Source organism: Nocardioides sp. SR21, from assembly GCF_022761125.1.
Taxonomy (GTDB): Bacteria; Actinomycetota; Actinomycetes; order Propionibacteriales; family Nocardioidaceae; genus Nocardioides.
This window is the reverse complement of record NZ_JAKWJR010000002.1, coordinates 165,555-184,139: the sequence shown is the minus strand read 5'-3', so window position 1 is coordinate 184,139 and position 18,585 is coordinate 165,555. Positions and strand designations below refer to the sequence as shown.

Sequence of the window (18,585 nt, the reverse complement as noted above, 5' to 3'; positions counted from 1 at the left end):
GTGGGCCGGCTTGCGGGTCCGCTCGGGTCGACCGTTGTGGTCACCGTTGGAAGAACACGACGAATGCCCCGCCGGCCGTGGTCGGCGGGGTGGGGGTCAGCGGATATGTCGGTCCGCTCGTACGTGGTAGCTGCAGCCGGTCGGGCTGGTCCAGGTGAAGGCCCTGGGGCCGGTGCGGTGGTAGGTCCAGGCGGTGAAGGTCTTCACCCGGTGGTGGTGGCGACACAGCGGCGCGAGGTTCCGGGTGTCGGTGCGACCGATCGGGAACTCGACGATGTGGTCGTTGTCCGCCGAGCGTGACCGGCGACTGCAGCCGGGGAACACACACCGCGGGAAGGTCAGGACGACCTGCTCCTGCTGCCGGTCGGTGGGGGTGTAGGCGTCGGTGGTGAGGTTCTCGTTGAGGTCGAGCACCGGGCGGACGGTGATGGTGGTGCCGGCGGTCTGGCACCACTGCTGGATCTGTTCGGGGGTGACGACGGTGCGGGTGTTCTCGACCTCGACCATCCGGGTGTCGGGCTGGGCGTGGGTGTAGATCACGACCTCACGCTCACCCGCGCTGCCGAGCATCCCGGCGGCGATGGAGCGGCGGACGTCGATCGGGAGGGCGGGGTCGAGGGTGGCGGCCTTCGCCTTCAGGTTCTCGTCGAGTGCCACGGCATCGGCGAGGTCCATGATCCCGGCGACGGCGACCTGCCCGGTCGAGGTGACCTGGCGCCAGTAGAACGTGAGGTGCCGGTGCTCGGCGTCGGCCAAGCGGCGTTGTTCGGCAGCGGCCGGGTCGAACTCGGCACGCGCTGCTTCGACGGTCCGCTCGATCTGGGCGAACGTGCACGTGTGCAGCACCGGCGCGAGCGCGCGGTCCACGAACGCCGCCGCATCGACCGGCAGCGCCTTGGTCTGCTGGGCGACCTTGCGGGCCTTCCACGACGGAACCTCTGCGTCGAGGACCCGTGCCCAGGTGCGCGGGAGCCGGTGCGCCAGCTCGACGGCATCGCCGATGAACACCCGGCCGGCGTCGGTGTTCATCCCGACCGCGAGGGCGAACTCGGCGATGGAGAACTCCGCGACCGTCGGGGCGCCGTCGCCGGCGACCTCGAGGTCGCGCTCCTCCCAGGACCGGGTCTGGTCCACGACGTCGCCGGGGTTCAGTGCCGCCCACTCGAGTGCCTGTACGAGCTGCTCGGCCTCGAGGTCGGCGATCGCCGAACGCGTCGCGCGGGCAGCCGCCAGCACCAGTTCGGTGCGGGTGGTCGTGGTGGCTGCCATATCTCAACCCAAGCAGGGACCACCGACAACGGGGCCTCGAAAAGCCCGTGGTTGACCGGGATGTGGACACTTTCGAGAAATAGTTTTGAGGATTTCGGTGGTGGTTTCGAGACAGGCGCGAGCGCGCCTTCCTCAACCACCGATACCCACGAACAGTTGTCGTTTCGAGGCCCACCGCCGGAAAGCCGGGAAGCAGCGCCAGCCCGAACCCGCCCTACCCGCGTAAAAGCCCTGTCGGTCGCAACCACCAGCAACCCGCAGGCGACCGAGAGCCAGCTGGATACGAGGCTCGCTAGCCCTCGCACCCCAACCACCGACTCCCACCACCGCAAGCCGGGAAGCAGCGCCAGCCCGAACCCGCCGTACCCGCGTAAAAGCCCTGTCGGCGAGCAACCACGAGCAACCCGCAGCCCAGCATCAGTGGACGGCGGTTTCGAGGTTGGCTCCGCTCGCACCCCAACCACCGTTCGCACCCCGACCACGGTGCCCTCTAGCCTGGCTCAGTGACCTCACTGAACTGGTCCGACTACCGAGCCGTGCTGTTCGACCTGGACGGCGTCGTGACACCGACGGCCATCGTGCACATGCGCGCGTGGAACGAGATGTTCAACGCCTTCCTCGAGTCCTGGGACGGGGAGGGCGACACCGCGCCCTACACCGACGCCGACTACTACGCGCACGTCGACGGGAAGCCCCGGTACGACGGGGTGCGCGACTTCCTGACGTCGCGCGGGATCCCGGCGCCGCAGGACCGCGTGGTCGAGCTCGGGGATCGCAAGAACGACGCGTTCAACGCGGTGCTCGAGCGCGACGGGGTGGAGGCCTACCCGGGCTCCGTGCTGCTCCTCGACCACCTCCGCGACCTCGGGCTGCCGCTCGCCGTCGTGTCCTCGTCGGTGAACGCCCCGGCCGTGCTGGAGGCCGCCGGACTGAGCGACCGGTTCGTCACCGTGGTCAGCGGTGCGGTCGCCACGGAGCTGAACCTGCCGGGCAAGCCGGCGCCGGACACGTTCCTGCACGCAGCCGAGGTCCTGAACGCCGGCGCCGCGGAGTCCGTCGTGCTCGAGGACGCCGTCTCCGGCGTCCGCGCCGGCGCGGCCGGCCACTTCGGCGCCGTCGTCGGCGTCGACCGCGGCGCGGGCCCGGAGGCCCTCACCGCGGCGGGTGCCACCCTCGTCGTCTCCGACCTCGCCGACCTCGTCCCGGCCCAGGAGGGCAACGCGTGAACAACCAGCACATCGGCCCCGACCCGATGGACCGCGGCCGGTTCCCGGTCGATCCCTGGGCGCTCGTCGAGACCGGCTACCGCGCGCACGACGCCGGCGTGACCGAGACGCTGTTCGCGGTCGGCAACGGCTACCTCGGCATGCGCGGCACGCCCGAGGAGGGACGGCCGGCGTACGCCCACGGGACGTTCGTCAACGGCTTCCACGAGACCTGGCCGATCCGGCACGCGGAGGCGGCGTTCGGGTTCGCGCGCACCGGGCAGACGATCGTCAACGCCCCCGACACCACGACACTCAAGCTCTACATCGACGACGAGCCGCTGACGTTCGGCACCGCCGACCTCGAGCACTACGAGCGCCGGCTCGACTTCCGCGACGGCGTGCTGCGCCGGCACCTGATCTGGCGCACGCCGTCGGGCAAGCGGGTGCGCATCGACACCACCCGCATGGTGTCGATGACCCAACGGCACCTGGCGATCTACACCCTCGAGGTGGAGCTGCTCAGCGGCGACGCCCCGGTCGTGATCTCGTCGCAGATCCTCAACCGGCAGGACGGCATCGACGAGTACCGGATGCCGACGACGCCGTCCGGCGAGCCGGTCGACCCCCGCAAGGCCGCCGTCTTCGACAACCGGGTGCTCCTCCCCCGGATGAGCAACGCAACCGCGGAGCGGATGCTGCTCGGCTACCAGTGCGCCCACTCGGGCATGACGATCGCGGTCGCCGCCGACCACGACCTGCAGACCATCGACGAGCACGAGGTCGTGGAGCGCGCCGACGACGACCAGGCCAAGACCGTGTTCCGGGTCGACGCCACCGAGGGCAACGTCGTGCGGCTGACCAAGGTCGTCAGCTACCACACCTCGCGCGGCGTCCCGGTCCGCGAGCTCGCGGACCGCTGCGACCGCACCCTCGACCGGGCGGCGCGGCACGGCGTCGAGCACTACATGGAGGACCAGCGCAGCTGGTACGCCGACTTCTGGGCCTCCGGCGACGTCGAGATCCCCGGCCAGCCGGCGCTCCAGCAGGCCGTGCGCTACAACCTGTTCAGCCTCGCCCAGGCCAGCGCCCGCACCGACGGCCTCGGCGTACCGGCCAAGGGCGTCACCGGCTCCGGCTACGAGGGCCACTTCTTCTGGGACACCGAGATCTACGTGATCCCGTTCCTCACCTACACCCAGCCCGAGGTCGCGAGGAACGTCCTGCACTTCCGGTCGGTGCTGCTGCCGGCGGCTCGTGAGCGGGCCCGCGAGATGGCGCAGAGCGGCGCGATGTTCCCGTGGCGCACGATCAACGGCGAAGAGGCGTCGGCGTACTACGCCGCCGGCTCGGCCCAGGTCCACATCGACGCCGACATCGCGTACGCGCTGATGAAGTACGTGCTCGCCACCGGCGACCGCGGCTTCCTGGTGCGCGAGGGCATCGACATCCTCGTCGAGACCGCGCGGATGTGGGCCGACCTCGGCTTCTGGCGCAGCAACGGCGAGGAGACGTTCCACATCCACGGCGTCACCGGGCCGGACGAGTACACGACGGTCGTCAACAACAACCTCTTCACGAACGTGATGGCGCGCTACAACCTCGAGGTCGCCGCCGACGCCGTCGAGTGGATGCGCGACGAGCGTCCGGAGGAGTTCATCCGGATGTCCACGCGCCTCGGCCTCGACCCGGCCGAGGTGACGGAGTGGCGACGCTGCGCCGAGGGCATGACGATCCCGTACGACGCGGGCCTCGGCATCCACCCGCAGGACGACTTCTTCCTCGACCGTGAGGTCTGGGACCTCTCGCAGACGCCCGAGGGGCTGCGGCCGCTGCTGCTGCACTACCACCCGCTGGTGATCTACCGGTTCCAGGTGCTCAAGCAGGCCGACGTCGTGCTCGCGCTGTTCCTCCAGGGCGACCGCTTCACCCCCGAGGAGAAGCGCGCCGACTTCGAGTACTACGACCCGATCACCACCGGCGACTCCACGCTGTCCGCGGTCGTGCAGTCGGTGGTCGCGGCCGAGGTGGGCTACCACGAGGCCGCGCTCGACTACTTCTACCAGGCGCTCTACGTCGACCTGATGAACCTGCACGGCAACACCGTCGACGGCCTGCACGTCGCCTCCACCGGCGGCGTGTGGGGCGCGCTCGTCCAGGGCTTCGGCGGGATGCGTGACCACGGCGGTGCGCTGTCCTTCGACCCGCGCCTGCCCGAGGCGTGGGAGGGCCTGCGCTACCGGCTGTGCTGGCAGGGCTCGCGGGTGCTGGTCGAGCTCGACGAGGAGCAGGTGACGTTCTCGGTCGTGAGCGGCGAGCGGGACGTGCCGTTGCTGGTCCGCGGCCGCCAGTACGTCGTGTCGCCCGGCGAGTCGGTCGTCGTGCCCCTCGCCGACCAGGGCCCCCGCATCGACGGGCTGCTCGGCGACCACCCGGTGATCGGCGGCGTCCGCGCGGACGGCAGCACGATCACCGCCGGCGTCCCCGACCCGATCCAGCCGCTCGAGGACGCCGACCTCGGCGAGCTGCCGACGTACCTCCCGGACCAGTCGGGCGCGGGAGCCGCCACCTAGCTCTCGGCGGCGGTCTTGAGCCGGGCCAGGCCCTGCTCGAAGTCCGTGCCCACCACCTTGTCCATGTTCATGAAGCGGCCGACGAAGCCCCAGAGGCCCTTCTGCTCGCCCTCCATGCGCCACTCGACCTTGGTGCCGCCGTCGTGCGGCGTGAGGATGAACTGGACCTGGTTGGACGCGGAGAACGGCTTGAGGAAGTCGAGCTTCACGTCGATCTCGAGCGGCGTGACGCTGGTGATCACCATGCTGCCCTCGCCCGCCTTGCGGTTGCCGCTCCACCCGTAGTGGGCGCCGACACCGGAGTCAGGGCCGGTGTAGGTGCGCTGCAGGTTCGGGTCGAGGTCCTCCCACGGCGACCACTTCCGCCACTCGTGGAAGTCGTTGACCAGCGCGTGCACGACCGCCGGGTCGGCGGCGACGTACGTCGACCGCGTCACCTCGTAGGTGCTCACGGGATCGACGCCGCCCGCACCACCATCACGTCCGGCAGGTCCGCGATCACCTGGGACCAGGTCTCGCCCTCGTCGGCCGAGCCCCAGACCGCGCCGTTGCGCCCGCCGAAGTAGAGCCCGGCCTCCTGGTGGTCGTCGGCACACATCGCGTCGCGCATCACCGCGACGTAGAAGTTCTCCGGCAGACCCTCGTCGAGCTTCTCCCAGCTGTCACCGCCGTCGCGCGAGCGCCAGACCCCCGCCTCGCCCTCGGGCGGGTAGCGGCCGCCCGCGCCGTTGAGCGGGAAGACGTAGATCGTGTCCGGCTGGTGCGGGTGCACGACCATCGGGAAGCCGAAGTCCGCGGGAAGACCGTCGGCGATGGAGGTCCAGGTGCTCCCGTGGTCGTCGGAGCGGTAGACGCCGCCGTGGTTCTGCATGAACATCCGCTCGGGCCGGCTCGGGTGGCGGGCGATCTTGTGCACGCACTGGCCGAACTCGGGGTACTGCGCACCCTCGGGCAGGAACTCCGCCTTCACCCCGTGGTTGTGCGCCTCCCAGCTGCTGCCGCCGTCGTTGGTCTGGTAGACGCCGCCCGACGAGATCGCGGCCGTCACCGACTGCGGGTCGGTGGGGTGCGGGAGCACGGTGTGGAACGCCTGGCCGCCGAAGCCCGCGCCCCACTCCTGGCGGTGCGGGTGGTCCCAGAGCGCGCGCTCGAGCGTGAACGTCTCGCCGCGGTCGGTCGACCGCCACACGGCGCCCGGCTCGGTCCCGGCGTACACGACGCCGTCCTCGGTGCCCGGCACCAGCTGCCAGACCCGCTCGACCTTGGCATCAGTGTCCTCGGGGAAGCGGATCGCGCCGTTGGGCGTCTCCTGCCAGCTCGCGCCGAGGTCGTCGGAGCGCCAGACCTGAGGCCCGAGCCACGAGGACGACGACCCGACGAGCAGCCGCGGGGAGTCCCCGCGGGTGTCGATCAGGCAGGAGTAGACCTCCTCCATGTCGAAGTGCGGACCGCTGAACTGCCAGTCCGCGCGCGCCTCGTCCGAGGTCCCGATCCAGAGACCCTTGCGGGTCCCGACCATCAGAAGCGTCCGGTCTGCCATTGCACCCTCCGATCTGTTGAGTCCACTGTGCCGTCTAGATTGACCCGGTGACCACCAGGAACTCATCGCACCTGGTGATCTCCCCCGTCTGGCTGGTCCTGTTCGGCATCCTCTCGGTGCAGTTCGGCGCCAGCATCGCGAAGTCGATCTTCGACGAGGTCGCCCCGACGACCATCGTGTTCCTGCGTCTGGCGACCAGCGCGATCATCCTGGCGCTCGTCATCCGCCCGTCGCTGCGCGGCAAGTCGCGCTCCGACTGGCTGGTCGCCCTCGCCCTGGGCCTCACGCTCGGCATCATGAACTGGGCGTTCTACCAGTCGTTCCAGCGCATCCCGCTCGGCATCGCGGTGACGCTGGAGTTCCTCGGCCCGCTCACGCTCGCCGTGGTCGGCTCCCGGCGGGCGCGCGACCTCGTGTGGGTCGGGCTCGCCGCCATCGGCGTCGCCGTGCTCGGCCTCAGCGGCGGCAGCGGCTCGCTCAACGTGCTCGGCGTCGTGTTCGCCCTGGTCGCCGGCGCGTGCTGGGCGGCGTACATCCTGCTGAGCGCGCAGGTCGGACGACGCTGGCCCGGGCTCGACGGCCTCGCGGTGGCCTCCGTCGTCGCGGCGGTGCTGCTGACCCCCGCCGCGATCGGCGTCGGCGGCTCCGACCTCCTCGACCCCCGCATCCTGATGATCGGCGCGCTCGTCGGCCTGCTCTCCTCGGTGATCCCGTACAGCTGCGAGATGGTCGCGCTGCGCACCATGAAGCCGTCGGTCTTCTCGATCCTGATGAGCCTCGAGCCCGCCGCTGCCGCACTCGCCGGCATCCTCGTGCTCGACGAGTTCCTCACCGGCGAGCAGTGGCTCGCGATGGTCTTCATCATCATCGCCTCCGTCGGCGCGACCCGGTCGCAGCGGACCGTGGTGCCGGCGCCCGACTGAGCCCGGCCCGAATTCACGCAACCGTCACACGACGTTGACGCAGGTGTCTCGGCCGCTGCCTAGGTTGGAGCGCAATCCATCCTCGGGAGCTCATGGGGAGCCTGCATGATCGCGCACGGCATGTTCACCCACCTGTTCGACCGCACCCTCGTCCGTCCGTGGGTCGCGGTACGGCGTTGGCCGGTCGAGTCCCAGCTCGGGGCTCGTCGCAACGCGATGGTCGCCTCCACCGCTCTGGCCCAACGGCGTGCCGAGCTCCAGGACGTCGAGGAGTTCCTTGCAGCGCGGCTCGGAACTGCGATGTCGGAGGTCGTGGCTTCGGCCGCGAACGGCTGAGCTCACCGGGCGAGGTCACCTCTCCCTTGGCCGCCCGGTGAGCTCAGCACCACCCCCTCGGGCACAATCGACCGCATGCCGACCGCCCTGCGCAGCACCGCTGCCGCGTTCATCGCCGTGGCCCTGCTGACCTCGTGCGGCGGCTCCGACGAGGGGCAGCTGCCGGACGACGACACGATCACGGCCACCCCGACCGCCTCCCCCGACGAGACCACCGAGGGCTCGGAGCCGACGGAGCCGAGCTCGAGCGCCCCCGTCGACAAGCCCGGCCCGCCGCGCGTGGTCAGGACGATCGCGACCGATCTCACCAGCCCCTGGGGCCTGGCGTTCCTCCCGAACGGCGACGCGGTCGTCACCGAGCGCGACACGAGCCGGGTGCTGCTGCTCCGCAAGCCGTCGTACGACGTCACGCAGGTCGGGACGATCGAGGCGGCCGTGGGGCTCGGGGACGTCGGCGGCGAGGCGGGCCTGCTCGGGGTCGCGGTGTCACCGGACTTCGCGAGCGACCGGATGCTCTACTTCTACTTCAGCACCGGGTCGGACAACCGGATCGTCAGGGCGAAGCTCGACGGCGACCGGCTCGGCACGCCGCAGGTGCTCGTCGACGGGATCCCGCAGGGCCCGATCCACGACGGCGGCCGCCTGGCGTTCGGACCGGACGGCTACCTGTACGCCTCGACCGGTGAGGCCGGCAACCCCGAGCTCGCCCAGGACAAGGACAGCCTCGGCGGCAAGATCCTGCGGATGACCACCGACGGGGAGCCGGCGCCCGGCAACCCGTTCGGCTCGCTGGTGTGGACGTGGGGCCACCGCAACGTCCAGGGACTGGCGTTCGACGACCAGGGCCGGCTGTGGGCGTCGGAGTTCGGCAACCAGACGTGGGACGAGCTCAACCTGATCGAGAAGGGCGACAACTACGGGTGGCCCCTGGTCGAGGGCCGCGGCGACGCCGCGGACCTCACCAACCCGCAGGTCGTCTGGCCGACCGACGTCGCCTCACCGTCCGGGCTGGCATGGCTGGACGGCGAGGTCTGGATGGCGTCGCTGCGCGGTCAGCGGCTCTGGCGCGTCGACGTCAGCGGCAAGCGGGCCAGCGACCCGGCCGACTTCTTCGTGGGCCGCTACGGCCGGATGCGCACCGTCGCGGTCGCGCCCGACGGCCGGCTCTGGGTGACGACCAGCAACACCGACGGCCGCGGCTTCCCGAACGACGGCGACGACAAGATCCTGCTCATCGCCCCGTGACGACACCGGTCACGGTCGCGCGCCGCGACGCCCGACGCAGGGTCGCGAGGATCGCCGGACCGAGCACCACCACCGCGACCGCGGTCGTGATCGCGCGGATCGTGTCCCACCCGCCGGTGGACGTCAGCAGCGTGTAGACGAGGAACCGGTGCAGGTTCTCCAGCACCGGCGCGCCCGCGACGTACGACAGCGAGCCCTCGTGGCCGGCGACCTGGACGCCGAGCAGGAACGGCCAGTTCGACAGGTTCATCAGCAGCCCGAAGGCGTACGACGCGACCACGGCGTACGCCGCCAGCATCGCGATCTCGGCCTTCCCGGTGGGTCGGCGCGGCAGCAGGCCCGCGCCCAGGCCGACCCAGGCGGCGCACAGCATCTGGTACGGCATCCACGGGCCGACGCCCGCAGTCAGCAGTGCGGACGCGAACAACGACGTGCAGCCGAGCACGAACCCGAAGCCCGGCCCGAACACCCGCCCCGCGAGCACCAGCAGGAAGAACGTGAGCTCCACCCCGGCGATGCCAGGTGAGACGCCGCGCAGGATCGCGTTCACGGCGGACAGCACGCCGAGGATCGCCAGCACCCGGCTGTCGAGGCCGCCCTCGCTGAGCTCGGCGAGCACCACCGCGATCACCACCGGGAGCAGCAGCACGAACAGGAACGGCGGGTTCACGGTCTCGCCCTCGGGCACGCGGAGCAGCAGCGGCCAGCACAACATCATCAGGCCGGCGATCGAGGCGACGCCGATGACGAGCACCGACCGCGGCGAGATGCGGACGCTCGACACAGTCACAGGGCCGGTCACTGGGCCGGTCACTGGGCCGGTCACAGGGCCGCCACGACCTCGTCGACCCGCAGCCACGGCGGGCCGAGGATCTTGGTGACCTGGGGCGCGAACGACGGCGACTCGGCGACCACCCGGCGTACCGGCCCGGACGAGACGACCTCGCCCTCGGCGAGCACCACGACGTCGTCGGCGACGAGCGCGACGAACTCCACGTCGTGGGTGGCCACGAGCACCGCGTGCTCCTCGTCGGCGAGGTCGCGCAGGATGCCGGCGAGCACGCGCTTGGCGGCGTAGTCGAGCCCGCGGGTCGGCTCGTCGAGCAGCAGCACCCGCGGCCGGCCGACGAGCACCAGGGCCAGCACGAGCGCCAGCCGCTGCCCCTCCGACAGGTCGCGTGGGTGGTGGCCGGCGGGGATGCCGGGCACCAGCCGGTCCAGGAGCTCGCGGGCCCGACCGGTGCCACCGTCCGCGGCGAGGCACTCCTCCGCGACGGTCTCGAGGTAGAGCAGGTCGGCGGCGTTCTGCGGCACCAGCCCGACCAGCTCGCGCCGGCCTGCCGGCGTCAGCGCGGCGGGGTCGGTGCCGTCGACGGAGACCGCGCCTCCGCTGCGGCGCCCGCCGCCCTGGAGCGCCCAGATCAGCGAGGACTTGCCGGACCCGTTGCGGCCCATCAGCGCGGTGACCCGGCCGGCGCCGAGCGCCAGGTCGACGTCGCGCACCGCGACGGTGCTGCCGTGCACCACCGCGAGCCGGCGTACGTCGACGACGGTGCGCGCGACGTCGTCGGCGACCACCGGCGGCGCGCCGAGCCGGTCGACCAGGCCGCGCGCCTGGCGCCGGGCGTCCCGGACGCTGAGCGGGAGGGGGCTCCAGCCCGCGACCCTGCCCAGGTCGACGATGGGAGGTACGACGGGCGACGCGGCCAGCAGCTCGGCCGGGGAGCCGACGCGCACCCGGCCACCGCCCTCGAGCAGGCACATCCGGTCCGCGAACGGGACGACCCGCTCCAACCGGTGCTCGGCCAGCAGCACGGAGACGCCGAGGTCGTGCACCAGCCGGGTGAGGGTCGCGAGCACCTCCTCAGCCGCGGTCGGGTCGAGCGCGGAGGTGGGCTCGTCGAGCACCAGCAGCCGCGGGTGCATGGTGAGCACCGAGCCGATCGCGACCCGCTGCTGCTGCCCGCCCGACAGGGTGCGCAGGTCGCGGTTGCGCAGCTCGGCGATGCCCAGCAGGTCGAGGGTCTCCTCGACCCGGCGCCGCATCGTGTCGGCGGGGAGGCCGAGCTGCTCCATGCCGTACGCGAGCTCCTCCTCGACCGTGTCGGTGACGAAGCCCGTGGCGGGGTTCTGGCCGACGTACCCGATCGCGTGGGCCCGGTCGCGCGGCGGCGTGCGCACGATGCTGGCGCCGTCGAGCAGCACGTCGCCGTCGAGCGTCCCGCCGCTGAACCGCGGGACCAGCCCGGTGACGACCCCGAGCAGCGTGGACTTGCCGACCCCGGTGGGCCCGGAGACCAGCACCAGCTCGCCCTCGTCGACCGTGAGGTCCACACCGTCGAGGACGGCCGGGCCGTCGTCGTACCCGAAGCGGATCGCGCGCAGCTCGATCACGTCGCCACCACCAGTCGCGGGGTCGGCGTCACGAGCGCGCCGGCCAGCGCGACCACGACCATCAGCAGCGCGGCGGCGCTGACGGCCGGGACCGTGTCGAGCGGCGGGTAGGCGACCTCGACCTGGTGGCGGCTCATCCACCAGCCGACGGTGCCCGCGACCAGGCCGGACGCGACGACGACGAGCTCGGGCCAGCGCCACGGGTCGGGGCGGTAGCGGGTCCGCTCGACGCGGCGTCCCGCCGTGAAGAGTCCGGCCGCCGCGGCGGCGATGCCGAGCGCCAGCATCGGCAGCGCCAGCAGCCGCGGCACGGTCGTGTCGAGGAACGCGTAGGTGCCGACGCAGATGCCGCAGAGCCCGGCCAGCATCAGGGCGCCGGTAGTACGACGCTGCGCCCGGCTGAGGTCACCCGCGCGGCCGTACCCGCGGGTGTCCATGCCCGCGGCGAGCGCCATCGAGTGCTCGAGCGCGTCCTCCAGCACCGGCACCAGGAACCGGCGCAGCCGGCCGATCCGGCGGGTGTCTCCGGCCCGCAGGCTCTGCGCCGCGCGGACCCGGCGCGCGCTCTCGGCGAACTGCGGCAGCACGGTCACGGCGACCACGAGCGCGGTGCCGATCTCGTAGAGCGCAGGCGGGACCGAGCGGAGCACCCGCTTCGGGTTGGCCAGCGAGTTCGCCGCGCCGACCAGGACCACGATCGTCGCCAGCCGCAGGCCGTCGTACAGCGCGAAGAGCAGCGCCTGCGCGTGGATCGGACCGAACAGCGTGATGCCGGCGACCCAGTCCGGCAGCGGGACCGCGGGCAGGTCGAGCAGCACCGGGCCGCCCAGCCAGTTGCCGCCGAGGAACAGCGCGAAGACCACACGGACGGCGACGATGCACGCGCCGAGCCACACGTAGATGCGGAACGACTGGCCCCACGGCTGGTCGGAGCGGCGCAGCACCACCACCAGCCAGGCCACGCCGATCAGCATCAGCAGGATCAGCGGGTTCGTCGTGAAGGAGGCGGCGCCGGCCAGCCCCAGCGCCCACAGCCACCAGGCCAGCGGGTGCAGGTCGCGGGACGTGCGGGCGCTCACGCGCCGGGCACCCCGCGGCGGCGGCGTACGACGGCAGCCGCGGCGGCGCCGCCGAACAGCACCGCGATCACGGCCGGCGCCACCCACGCCGGCAGGCCGCCGCCGTCCGGGTCGGTCGGCTCCGCCGAGGTCGGTACGGCGTCGCTCGTCGACTCCTCGGTCGGCTGAGGCGTCGAGGTCTCGGCCGCGGTCGGCTTCGGCGTGCGCGACTTCTTGTCGCGCGGCTTCTTCGTCGGCGCGGCCGACGGGGTCTCCGACGGGCCCGCGGACGCGGAGGTGGTCGGCGTCGGTGTCGCTGAGTGGTGCTGCGACGGGTGGGCGGACGGCGACGGGGTGCGCGTCGGGCTGGGGGTCGGCGTCGCGCTCGGGTGCGGCGCGGGCGAGTACCCGGGGGTGGCCCGCGTGCTGCTGCCGTTCCAGGAGAAGCCGACGTACCCGCCGTCGGGCACGCGCAGCCCGCCGGCCCCACTGGTCGCGTACGTCCAGCTGCCCGACCTGCCGTCGGACCAGTACAACGCCCAGTAGGCGTCCGCCGGCGGCGTGGTGACGCACGGGGAGTCGGCGGGCACCCCGTCGACGCGGCAGACGAAGCCGGGCTGGCGCTGGACGTAGCTCAGCGAGAATCCTGCGGCCCCGAACAGCTCGGCCGCCGTCGCGCCGGCGCCGTCGGCGATGCACCCGGACTGCACACCGCCGCCGAGCTCGTGGAAGTCGACGACGACGGTGACCCCGTCGGCGGTCGTGCAACCGGCCGCCGACGCGGGCGGGGCAGGGACGGCGGCGTACGCCGCCGCGGCCAGGAGGGCCGCGGCGGCGACACGCGCAGCGGTGCGGAGCACGTCAGCGGATGACGGTGAAGGACGTGGCGCCCTTGCGGTTCTTGAACTGGCCCTGCGTGCTGACCTGCGCGGTGCCCGGCCGGTTCGGGACCTTGGCCGTGACCTTGAAGACGCCCTTGCGGTTCGCCTGGCCAGCGGTGATCGCGACCGAGCCACCACGGCGGTTGCTCGGCCACTCGATCTCCACGTGGACCGACTCGCCCGGCGCGAGGTCCTTGACGGTGACGACCTGCTTCTGACCGACGGCGATCCGCTTGCTCTTCACCGAGACCGGCAGCTTGGCCGCACCGAGCGACGTCACCTCGACCGTGTCGAGGGTTCCGCCGGCGTTGGCGACCTCGACCGTGCTGGTGCCTGCCTTCTTGGGCAGCCGGAGCTCGAGCCCGGCGTCTCCCTGCGGGTTGGCCCAGCCCAGGACCGACTGCTCACCGAGCATCGCGCAGAGCGCCTCGCCCGGAGCCGCGTCGTTGACGCCGACCTGCGTCGTGCCACCGGCCTTCACGTAGTCGGGCGCCGACAGGACGTTCGGCTGCCCCGGGCCCGCAGACGCCGCCTGCAGCCCGGTGATCACCTGGGAGGTCGCGCGAACCGTCTGGCTCGTCAGCGCGGCGTCCATCGCCCCGCCCTGGGCGCTCGAGCGAGCGGCATCGTCGTAGAACACCGCGCCGAGGTCGGCGCTGTCGTAGTAGACGCAGTTGGCGACGTTCGTCGCCTGGTGGGCACGCAGCCAGGCCGCGGCCTTCGCCGCCGCCGCGTCCTCACCGGCTGCGACGAGGGCGGCCGCCGCGAGGCCCGTGCTGTTCGCGTTCGGAGCCTCGGTGCCGACGCCCCCACCGAACGCGCCGCTCTTCCGCTGCGCGGCGAGCAGCCACTCGACAGCGTCGGCGCTCGCCTCGTCAGCCGTGCTCTCGTCCTGGAGCGCGAGCACCGCACGCGCGGTGGCATCCGCGTCTGGTTCGTCCGCGCACGGGTCGCTCGCGGCCTCCGGGATGTCGCCTCGGAAGTAGCCCCCCGTCGCACACTGCTGGTCCAGCAGGTAGCCGAGCGCACGACCGCGCGCGTCGGACCCCGTGCCGTCGAGGCCGGCGACCGCCAGCGTCTGGATGTAGGTGTTGTCGTAGCTCGCGTCGGGCGCACCGTCGAAGGTCGAGATCACCCGGCCGTTCTCGTCGACGAGCGACTCGAGCCGTTCCACCAGGTCGACGCCGCCGAAGTCGGCACCGGTCCCGCCGGTACTCCGGTCGAGGACCAGGGCCTTCGCGGTCGCGCCCCCGGTCTGACCGGTGTGGGTGACGCCGCCGTCCTCGTAGGAGTAGGCGATGTAGGAGTTCACCTCCGCCGCGACGGCATCTCGGATCCGGCTGACGACCGCGCTGTCGTCCTCCACCGTGTCGAGCGCGAGGGCGACGTCGATGGACAGGCCGTAGTCGGCGCCGAAGTCACCGGCGAAGAGGCCGGACTCCGGCACCTGCCCGGCCAGCCAGGCGGCGGCCGCCGTCGCAGGAGCCGGATCGACGGCCGCCGCGGCGGGCGCCGACGTGGCGACGAGCGCCGAGAGCGTGAGGGCAGGCACGGCCAGGACGGCCGCGGCCCCTCGGACGATGGGACGCATTGGTGTTCCTTCCCGCAGCTGCTTTCCACGACAGCGCGAATTCGGGACGCGACGCATCGGGTGCTCCGGCTCGCCTCCGACCCGGTGGTCGGGAGGCCTACGGTTGCGGGTCAGCGCCGGATTCAGACCGGCTTTCCCCGTTGCGGGCGTGAATGAGGTGGTGTCGGGAGCATAACCGGCCCCCGACACCCGATGAACTCGTGCCTCAGGTGAGCTTCTCGAGGATCAGCTCGCGGACCCGGCCGGCGTCGGCCTGGCCGCGCATCTCCTTCATGACCTCACCGATCAGCGCCCCGGCCGCGGCCACCTTGCCATCGCGGATCTTGTCCGCGACGTCGGGGTTGGCGGCGATCGCGTTGTCGACCGCTGCCGAGAGCGCGCCGTCGTCGGAGACGATGGCCAGCCCACGGGCCGCCACGATCTCCTCCGGGGTCCCCTCGCCGGCGAGCAGGCCGTCGAAGACCTGGCGCGCGAGCTTGTCGTTGAGCGTGCCGCCGTCGACGAGCGCCTGGACCGCCGCGACCTGCGCGGGCGTGACGCCGAGGTCGGTGATGTCGACGCCGGCGTCGTTCGCGCGGCGGCCGAGCTCCGAGAGCCACCACTTCCGCGCCGCCTGCGGGGTGGCCCCGGCGGCGACGGTCTCCTCGATCAGGCCGATCGAGCCGGAGGCGATGACGTCGCGCATCTCCAGGTCGGTGTAGCCCCAGTCGGCCTGCAGCCGGGCGCGCTTCTGGGTCGGGTTCTCGGGCAGCGTGCCGCGCAGCTGCTCGACCCACTCGCGGCTGGGCGCGACGGGCACCAGGTCGGGCTCCGGGAAGTAGCGGTAGTCCTCGGCGTCGGACTTCTCGCGACCACTCGTGGTGATCCCGGTGTCCTCGTGCCAGTGCCGCGTCTCCTGGAGGATCGAGCCACCCTCGTCGAGGATCCCGGCGTGCCGCTGCATCTCGTAGCGCACGGCCCGCTCGACCGACCGGAACGAGTTGACGTTCTTGGTCTCGGTCCGGGTGCCGAGGACACCGGAGCCCTTCGGGGCGAGCGAGAGGTTCACGTCGGCGCGCAGGTTGCCCTGGTCCATCCGCGCCTCGGAGACGCCGAGCGCGACGATCAGGTCGCGCAGCTGCGACACGTAGGCGCGGGCCACGGCCGGCGCCTTCTCCCCCGCGCCCTGGATCGGCTTGGTGACGATCTCGATCAGCGGGATGCCGGCGCGGTTGTAGTCGACCAGCGAGTGGTCGGCGCCGTGGATGCGACCGGTCGAGCCGCCGACGTGCAGCGACTTCCCGGTGTCCTCCTCCATGTGCGCCCGCTCGATCTCGACGCGGAACGTCTCGCCGTCGACCTCGACGTCCATCCAGCCGTCGAACGCGATCGGCTCGTCGTACTGCGAGGTCTGGAAGTTCTTCGGCATGTCCGGGTAGAAGTAGTTCTTCCGGGCGAACCGGCACCACTCCGCGATCTCGCAGTTCAGCGCGAGGCCGATCCGGATCGCCGACTCGATCGCCTTGGCGTTGACGACCGGCATCGCGCCGGGCAGGCCGAGACAGGTCGGGCAGACCTGGGTGTTCGGCTCGCCGCCGAACACCGCCGGGCAGCCGCAGAACATCTTGGTGTTGGTGTTGAGCTCGACGTGGACCTCCAGGCCCAGCGCCGGGTCGTACGACGCCAGCACGTCGTCGAAGGCAACCAGTGTGTCGGTCATGCGATCTCCTTCGGGACGAGCGGGCCGCCCCACTGTGCGTGCAGCGCGGACTCCAGGGCCGCAGCGACCCGGTAGCAGCGGTCGTCGGCCAGGGCCGGCGCCAGGACCTGGAAGCCGGCGGGCAGGCCGTCCTCGTCGGCGAGGCCGCTGGGCACCGAGATGCCCGGCACGCCGGCGAGGTTGGCCGGGATGGTCGCGAGGTCGTTGAGGTACATCGCGATCGGGTCGTCGAGCTTCTCGCCGAGCTTGAACGCGGTGGTCGGTGCGGTCGGCGAGACGAGCACGTCGACCTTCTCGAACGCCGCCTCGAAGTCGCGCGAGATCAGCGTGCGCACCTTCTGGGCCTGGCCGTAGTAGGCGTCGTAGTAGCCGCTCGACAGGGCGTAGGTGCCGAGGATGATCCGGCGCTTCACCTCGTCGCCGAACCCGGCGTCGCGCGAAGCCCGCATGACCTCCTCCGCGCTGGCGCCCTCGTGGGGCCAGACGCGGAGGCCGTAGCGCATCGCATCGAACTTCGCGAGGTTGCTGGACGCCTCGGCCGGCAGGATCAGGTAGTACGTCGCGAGCGCGTGGACGAACGTCGGGCACGAGACCTCGACGACCTCGGCGCCCGCCTTGACCAGCAGGTCGACCGACTCCTGGAAGCGGGCCATCACGCCCGGCTGCCAGCCGTCGCCCGAGAGCTCGGTGATCACGCCGACCTTGAGCCCGGTGAGGTCGCCGGTCGCACCCTGGCGGGCGGCCTCGACGAGCGCGGGCAGCGGCTGGTCGATGCTGGTGGAGTCCTTCGGGTCGTGCCCGCCGATGATCTCGTGCAGCAGCGCCGAGTCGAGGACGGTCCGGGTGACCGGGCCGACCTGGTCGAGCGAGTTCGCCAGGGCGACCAGGCCGTAGCGCGAGACACCGCCGTACGTCGGCTTGTGGCCGACCGTGCCGGTGACGGCGCCGGGCTGGCGGATCGAGCCGCCGGTGTCGGTGCCGAGCGCGAGCGGCGCCTCGAACGCGGCCACCGCGGCGGCCGAGCCGCCGCCGGAGCCGCCGGGGATCCGGTCGAGGTCCCACGGGTTGTGGGTGGCGCCGTACGCCGAGTGCTCGGTCGAGCTGCCCATCGCGAACTCGTCCATGTTGGTCTTGCCGAGGATCGGCAGGCCGGCCTCCTTGAGGCGGCGGACCACGGTGGCGTCGTACGGCGGGATCCAGCCCTCGAGGATCTTCGAGCCGCAGGTGGTCGGCAGCCCGTCGGTCGCGAGCACGTCCTTGACCGCGATCGGCACGCCGTCGAGACCGGACAGCAGGGTGCCGGCGGCGCGGCGCGCGTCGGACTCGGCGGCCTGGGCCAGCGCCCCCTCGGCGTCGACGTGCAGGAACGCGTGCACGGCGCCGTCGACGGCGGCGATGCGGTCGAGGTGCGCCTGGGTGATCTCGACCGAGGTGGTCTCACCGGCAGCGAGCGCGTCGGCCAGCTCGGCCGCGGTCTTGCGGGTCCAGTCGGTGTTCTCGGCCATCACGCCTCCTCCCCCAGGATCCGCGGGACCGAGAAGCGCTGCTCCTCGACCTCCGGTGCGCCGGACAGCGCCTGCTCGGGCGTCAGGCCCGGGACCACGACGTCCTCGCGGAAGACGTTGGTGAGCGGCAGCGCGTGCGAGGTCGGCGGGATGTCGCCGGCGGCGACCTCGCTGAGCGAGGCGACCGACTCGAGGATCACGGACAGCTGCGGTGCGAGGTGGTCGAGCTCGGCGTCGTCGAGGTCGATCCGGGCGAGGCTCGCCAGGTGCGCGACCTCGTCTCGGGTGATCTCGATACGTCCGTTCGTCCCTCGCGGACTACTCGATCCAAGGATTTCGGGCATGGGCGCAATCCTAGGAGAGATC

General features: G+C 72.1%; 16 protein-coding genes and 1 riboswitch. Of the genes, 5 read left to right on the top strand and 11 right to left on the bottom strand.

The window, feature by feature from the left end; genetic code table 11:
- Positions 1–96 precede the first annotated feature (96 nt).
- A complete protein-coding gene (locus tag MJ604_RS04150) occupies positions 97–1,269 on the bottom strand; it encodes an HNH endonuclease signature motif containing protein (protein ID WP_243057029.1) in 1,173 nt (390 codons plus the stop codon).
- A 512-nt stretch (positions 1,270–1,781) separates the two neighbouring features.
- Here MJ604_RS04150 and MJ604_RS04145 point away from each other — a divergent pair.
- On the top strand, positions 1,782–2,495 hold the full coding sequence (locus tag MJ604_RS04145; RefSeq protein ID WP_243057382.1) for an HAD family phosphatase: 714 nt from the start codon (positions 1,782–1,784) through the stop codon (positions 2,493–2,495).
- Positions 2,496–2,521: 26 nt separating this feature from the next.
- Complete coding sequence (locus MJ604_RS04140; RefSeq protein ID WP_243057381.1) at positions 2,522–5,047, top strand: glycoside hydrolase family 65 protein; 2,526 nt, start codon at positions 2,522–2,524, stop codon at positions 5,045–5,047.
- Here MJ604_RS04140 and MJ604_RS04135 read toward each other — a convergent pair.
- A complete protein-coding gene (locus MJ604_RS04135) occupies positions 5,044–5,499 on the bottom strand; it encodes an SRPBCC family protein (RefSeq protein ID WP_243057028.1) in 456 nt (151 codons plus the stop codon). The two genes, MJ604_RS04140 and MJ604_RS04135, sit on opposite strands and share 4 nt — an antisense overlap.
- The gene (locus tag MJ604_RS04130; protein ID WP_243057027.1) at positions 5,496–6,587 is read right to left on the bottom strand and encodes an exo-alpha-sialidase; all 1,092 of its coding nucleotides are present in this window, start codon (positions 6,585–6,587) and stop codon (positions 5,496–5,498) included. Before MJ604_RS04130 ends, MJ604_RS04135 begins: the two co-directional genes overlap by 4 nt.
- 47 nt (positions 6,588–6,634) lie before the next feature.
- Between MJ604_RS04130 and MJ604_RS04125 the strand changes: the two genes are divergently transcribed.
- The 3 genes from MJ604_RS04125 to MJ604_RS04115 all read left to right on the top strand — a co-directional run bounded on the left by MJ604_RS04125 (position 6,635) and on the right by MJ604_RS04115 (position 9,091).
- On the top strand, positions 6,635–7,510 hold the full coding sequence (locus MJ604_RS04125; protein WP_243057026.1) for a DMT family transporter: 876 nt from the start codon (positions 6,635–6,637) through the stop codon (positions 7,508–7,510).
- Between the two features lie 105 nt (positions 7,511–7,615).
- The gene (locus MJ604_RS04120) at positions 7,616–7,846 is read left to right on the top strand and encodes a hypothetical protein (RefSeq protein WP_243057025.1); all 231 of its coding nucleotides are present in this window, start codon (positions 7,616–7,618) and stop codon (positions 7,844–7,846) included.
- Between the two features lie 75 nt (positions 7,847–7,921).
- Complete coding sequence (locus tag MJ604_RS04115; RefSeq protein ID WP_243057024.1) at positions 7,922–9,091, top strand: sorbosone dehydrogenase family protein; 1,170 nt, start codon at positions 7,922–7,924, stop codon at positions 9,089–9,091.
- Here MJ604_RS04115 and MJ604_RS04110 read toward each other — a convergent pair.
- The 8 genes from MJ604_RS04110 to gatC all read right to left on the bottom strand — a co-directional run bounded on the left by MJ604_RS04110 (position 9,078) and on the right by gatC (position 18,563).
- Positions 9,078–9,875 carry an ECF transporter S component gene (locus MJ604_RS04110; RefSeq protein ID WP_243057023.1) on the bottom strand — a complete coding sequence of 266 codons (798 nt, stop codon included), beginning with the start codon at positions 9,873–9,875 and terminating at the stop codon, positions 9,078–9,080. The genes MJ604_RS04115 and MJ604_RS04110 overlap by 14 nt on opposite strands.
- A 38-nt stretch (positions 9,876–9,913) precedes the next feature.
- Positions 9,914–11,485: an ABC transporter ATP-binding protein gene (locus MJ604_RS04105; protein WP_243057022.1), complete on the bottom strand. Its 1,572-nt coding sequence runs from the start codon at positions 11,483–11,485 to the stop codon at positions 9,914–9,916.
- Positions 11,482–12,564 carry an energy-coupling factor transporter transmembrane component T gene (locus MJ604_RS04100; RefSeq protein ID WP_243057021.1) on the bottom strand — a complete coding sequence of 361 codons (1,083 nt, stop codon included), beginning with the start codon at positions 12,562–12,564 and terminating at the stop codon, positions 11,482–11,484. Before MJ604_RS04100 ends, MJ604_RS04105 begins: the two co-directional genes overlap by 4 nt.
- Entirely contained in the window at positions 12,561–13,403 is an 843-nt protein-coding gene (locus MJ604_RS04095; protein ID WP_243057020.1) for a hypothetical protein, read from the bottom strand. The genes MJ604_RS04100 and MJ604_RS04095 overlap by 4 nt, the downstream gene beginning before the upstream one ends.
- A 1-nt stretch (position 13,404) precedes the next feature.
- Positions 13,405–15,015 (bottom strand): hypothetical protein, encoded by a 1,611-nt coding sequence (locus MJ604_RS04090; protein ID WP_243057019.1) that lies wholly within the window; start codon positions 15,013–15,015, stop codon positions 13,405–13,407.
- A gap of 37 nt (positions 15,016–15,052) precedes the next feature.
- Positions 15,053–15,187, bottom strand: a riboswitch (cobalamin riboswitch).
- Between the two features lie 33 nt (positions 15,188–15,220).
- The gene (gene gatB / locus MJ604_RS04085; RefSeq protein WP_243057018.1) at positions 15,221–16,714 is read right to left on the bottom strand and encodes an Asp-tRNA(Asn)/Glu-tRNA(Gln) amidotransferase subunit GatB; all 1,494 of its coding nucleotides are present in this window, start codon (positions 16,712–16,714) and stop codon (positions 15,221–15,223) included.
- Positions 16,711–18,219 carry an Asp-tRNA(Asn)/Glu-tRNA(Gln) amidotransferase subunit GatA gene (gatA, locus tag MJ604_RS04080; RefSeq protein ID WP_243057017.1) on the bottom strand — a complete coding sequence of 503 codons (1,509 nt, stop codon included), beginning with the start codon at positions 18,217–18,219 and terminating at the stop codon, positions 16,711–16,713. Before gatA ends, gatB begins: the two co-directional genes overlap by 4 nt.
- Positions 18,219–18,563 carry an Asp-tRNA(Asn)/Glu-tRNA(Gln) amidotransferase subunit GatC gene (gene gatC, locus MJ604_RS04075; RefSeq protein WP_243057016.1) on the bottom strand — a complete coding sequence of 115 codons (345 nt, stop codon included), beginning with the start codon at positions 18,561–18,563 and terminating at the stop codon, positions 18,219–18,221. Before gatC ends, gatA begins: the two co-directional genes overlap by 1 nt.
- Positions 18,564–18,585 lie beyond the last annotated feature (22 nt).

Coding starts and splice junctions, on each gene's coding strand:
- gatC (WP_243057016.1), bottom strand. CDS start 18,563: ATGCCCGAAATCCTTGGATCGAGTAGTCCGCGAGGGACGAACGGACGT.
- MJ604_RS04120 (WP_243057025.1), top strand. CDS start 7,616: ATGATCGCGCACGGCATGTTCACCCACCTGTTCGACCGCACCCTCGTC.
- MJ604_RS04090 (WP_243057019.1), bottom strand. CDS start 15,015: ATGCGTCCCATCGTCCGAGGGGCCGCGGCCGTCCTGGCCGTGCCTGCC.
- gatA (WP_243057017.1), bottom strand. CDS start 18,219: ATGGCCGAGAACACCGACTGGACCCGCAAGACCGCGGCCGAGCTGGCC.
- MJ604_RS04130 (WP_243057027.1), bottom strand. CDS start 6,587: ATGGCAGACCGGACGCTTCTGATGGTCGGGACCCGCAAGGGTCTCTGG.
- gatB (WP_243057018.1), bottom strand. CDS start 16,714: ATGACCGACACACTGGTTGCCTTCGACGACGTGCTGGCGTCGTACGAC.
- MJ604_RS04140 (WP_243057381.1), top strand. CDS start 2,522: ATGGACCGCGGCCGGTTCCCGGTCGATCCCTGGGCGCTCGTCGAGACC.
- MJ604_RS04115 (WP_243057024.1), top strand. CDS start 7,922: ATGCCGACCGCCCTGCGCAGCACCGCTGCCGCGTTCATCGCCGTGGCC.
- MJ604_RS04150 (WP_243057029.1), bottom strand. CDS start 1,269: ATGGCAGCCACCACGACCACCCGCACCGAACTGGTGCTGGCGGCTGCC.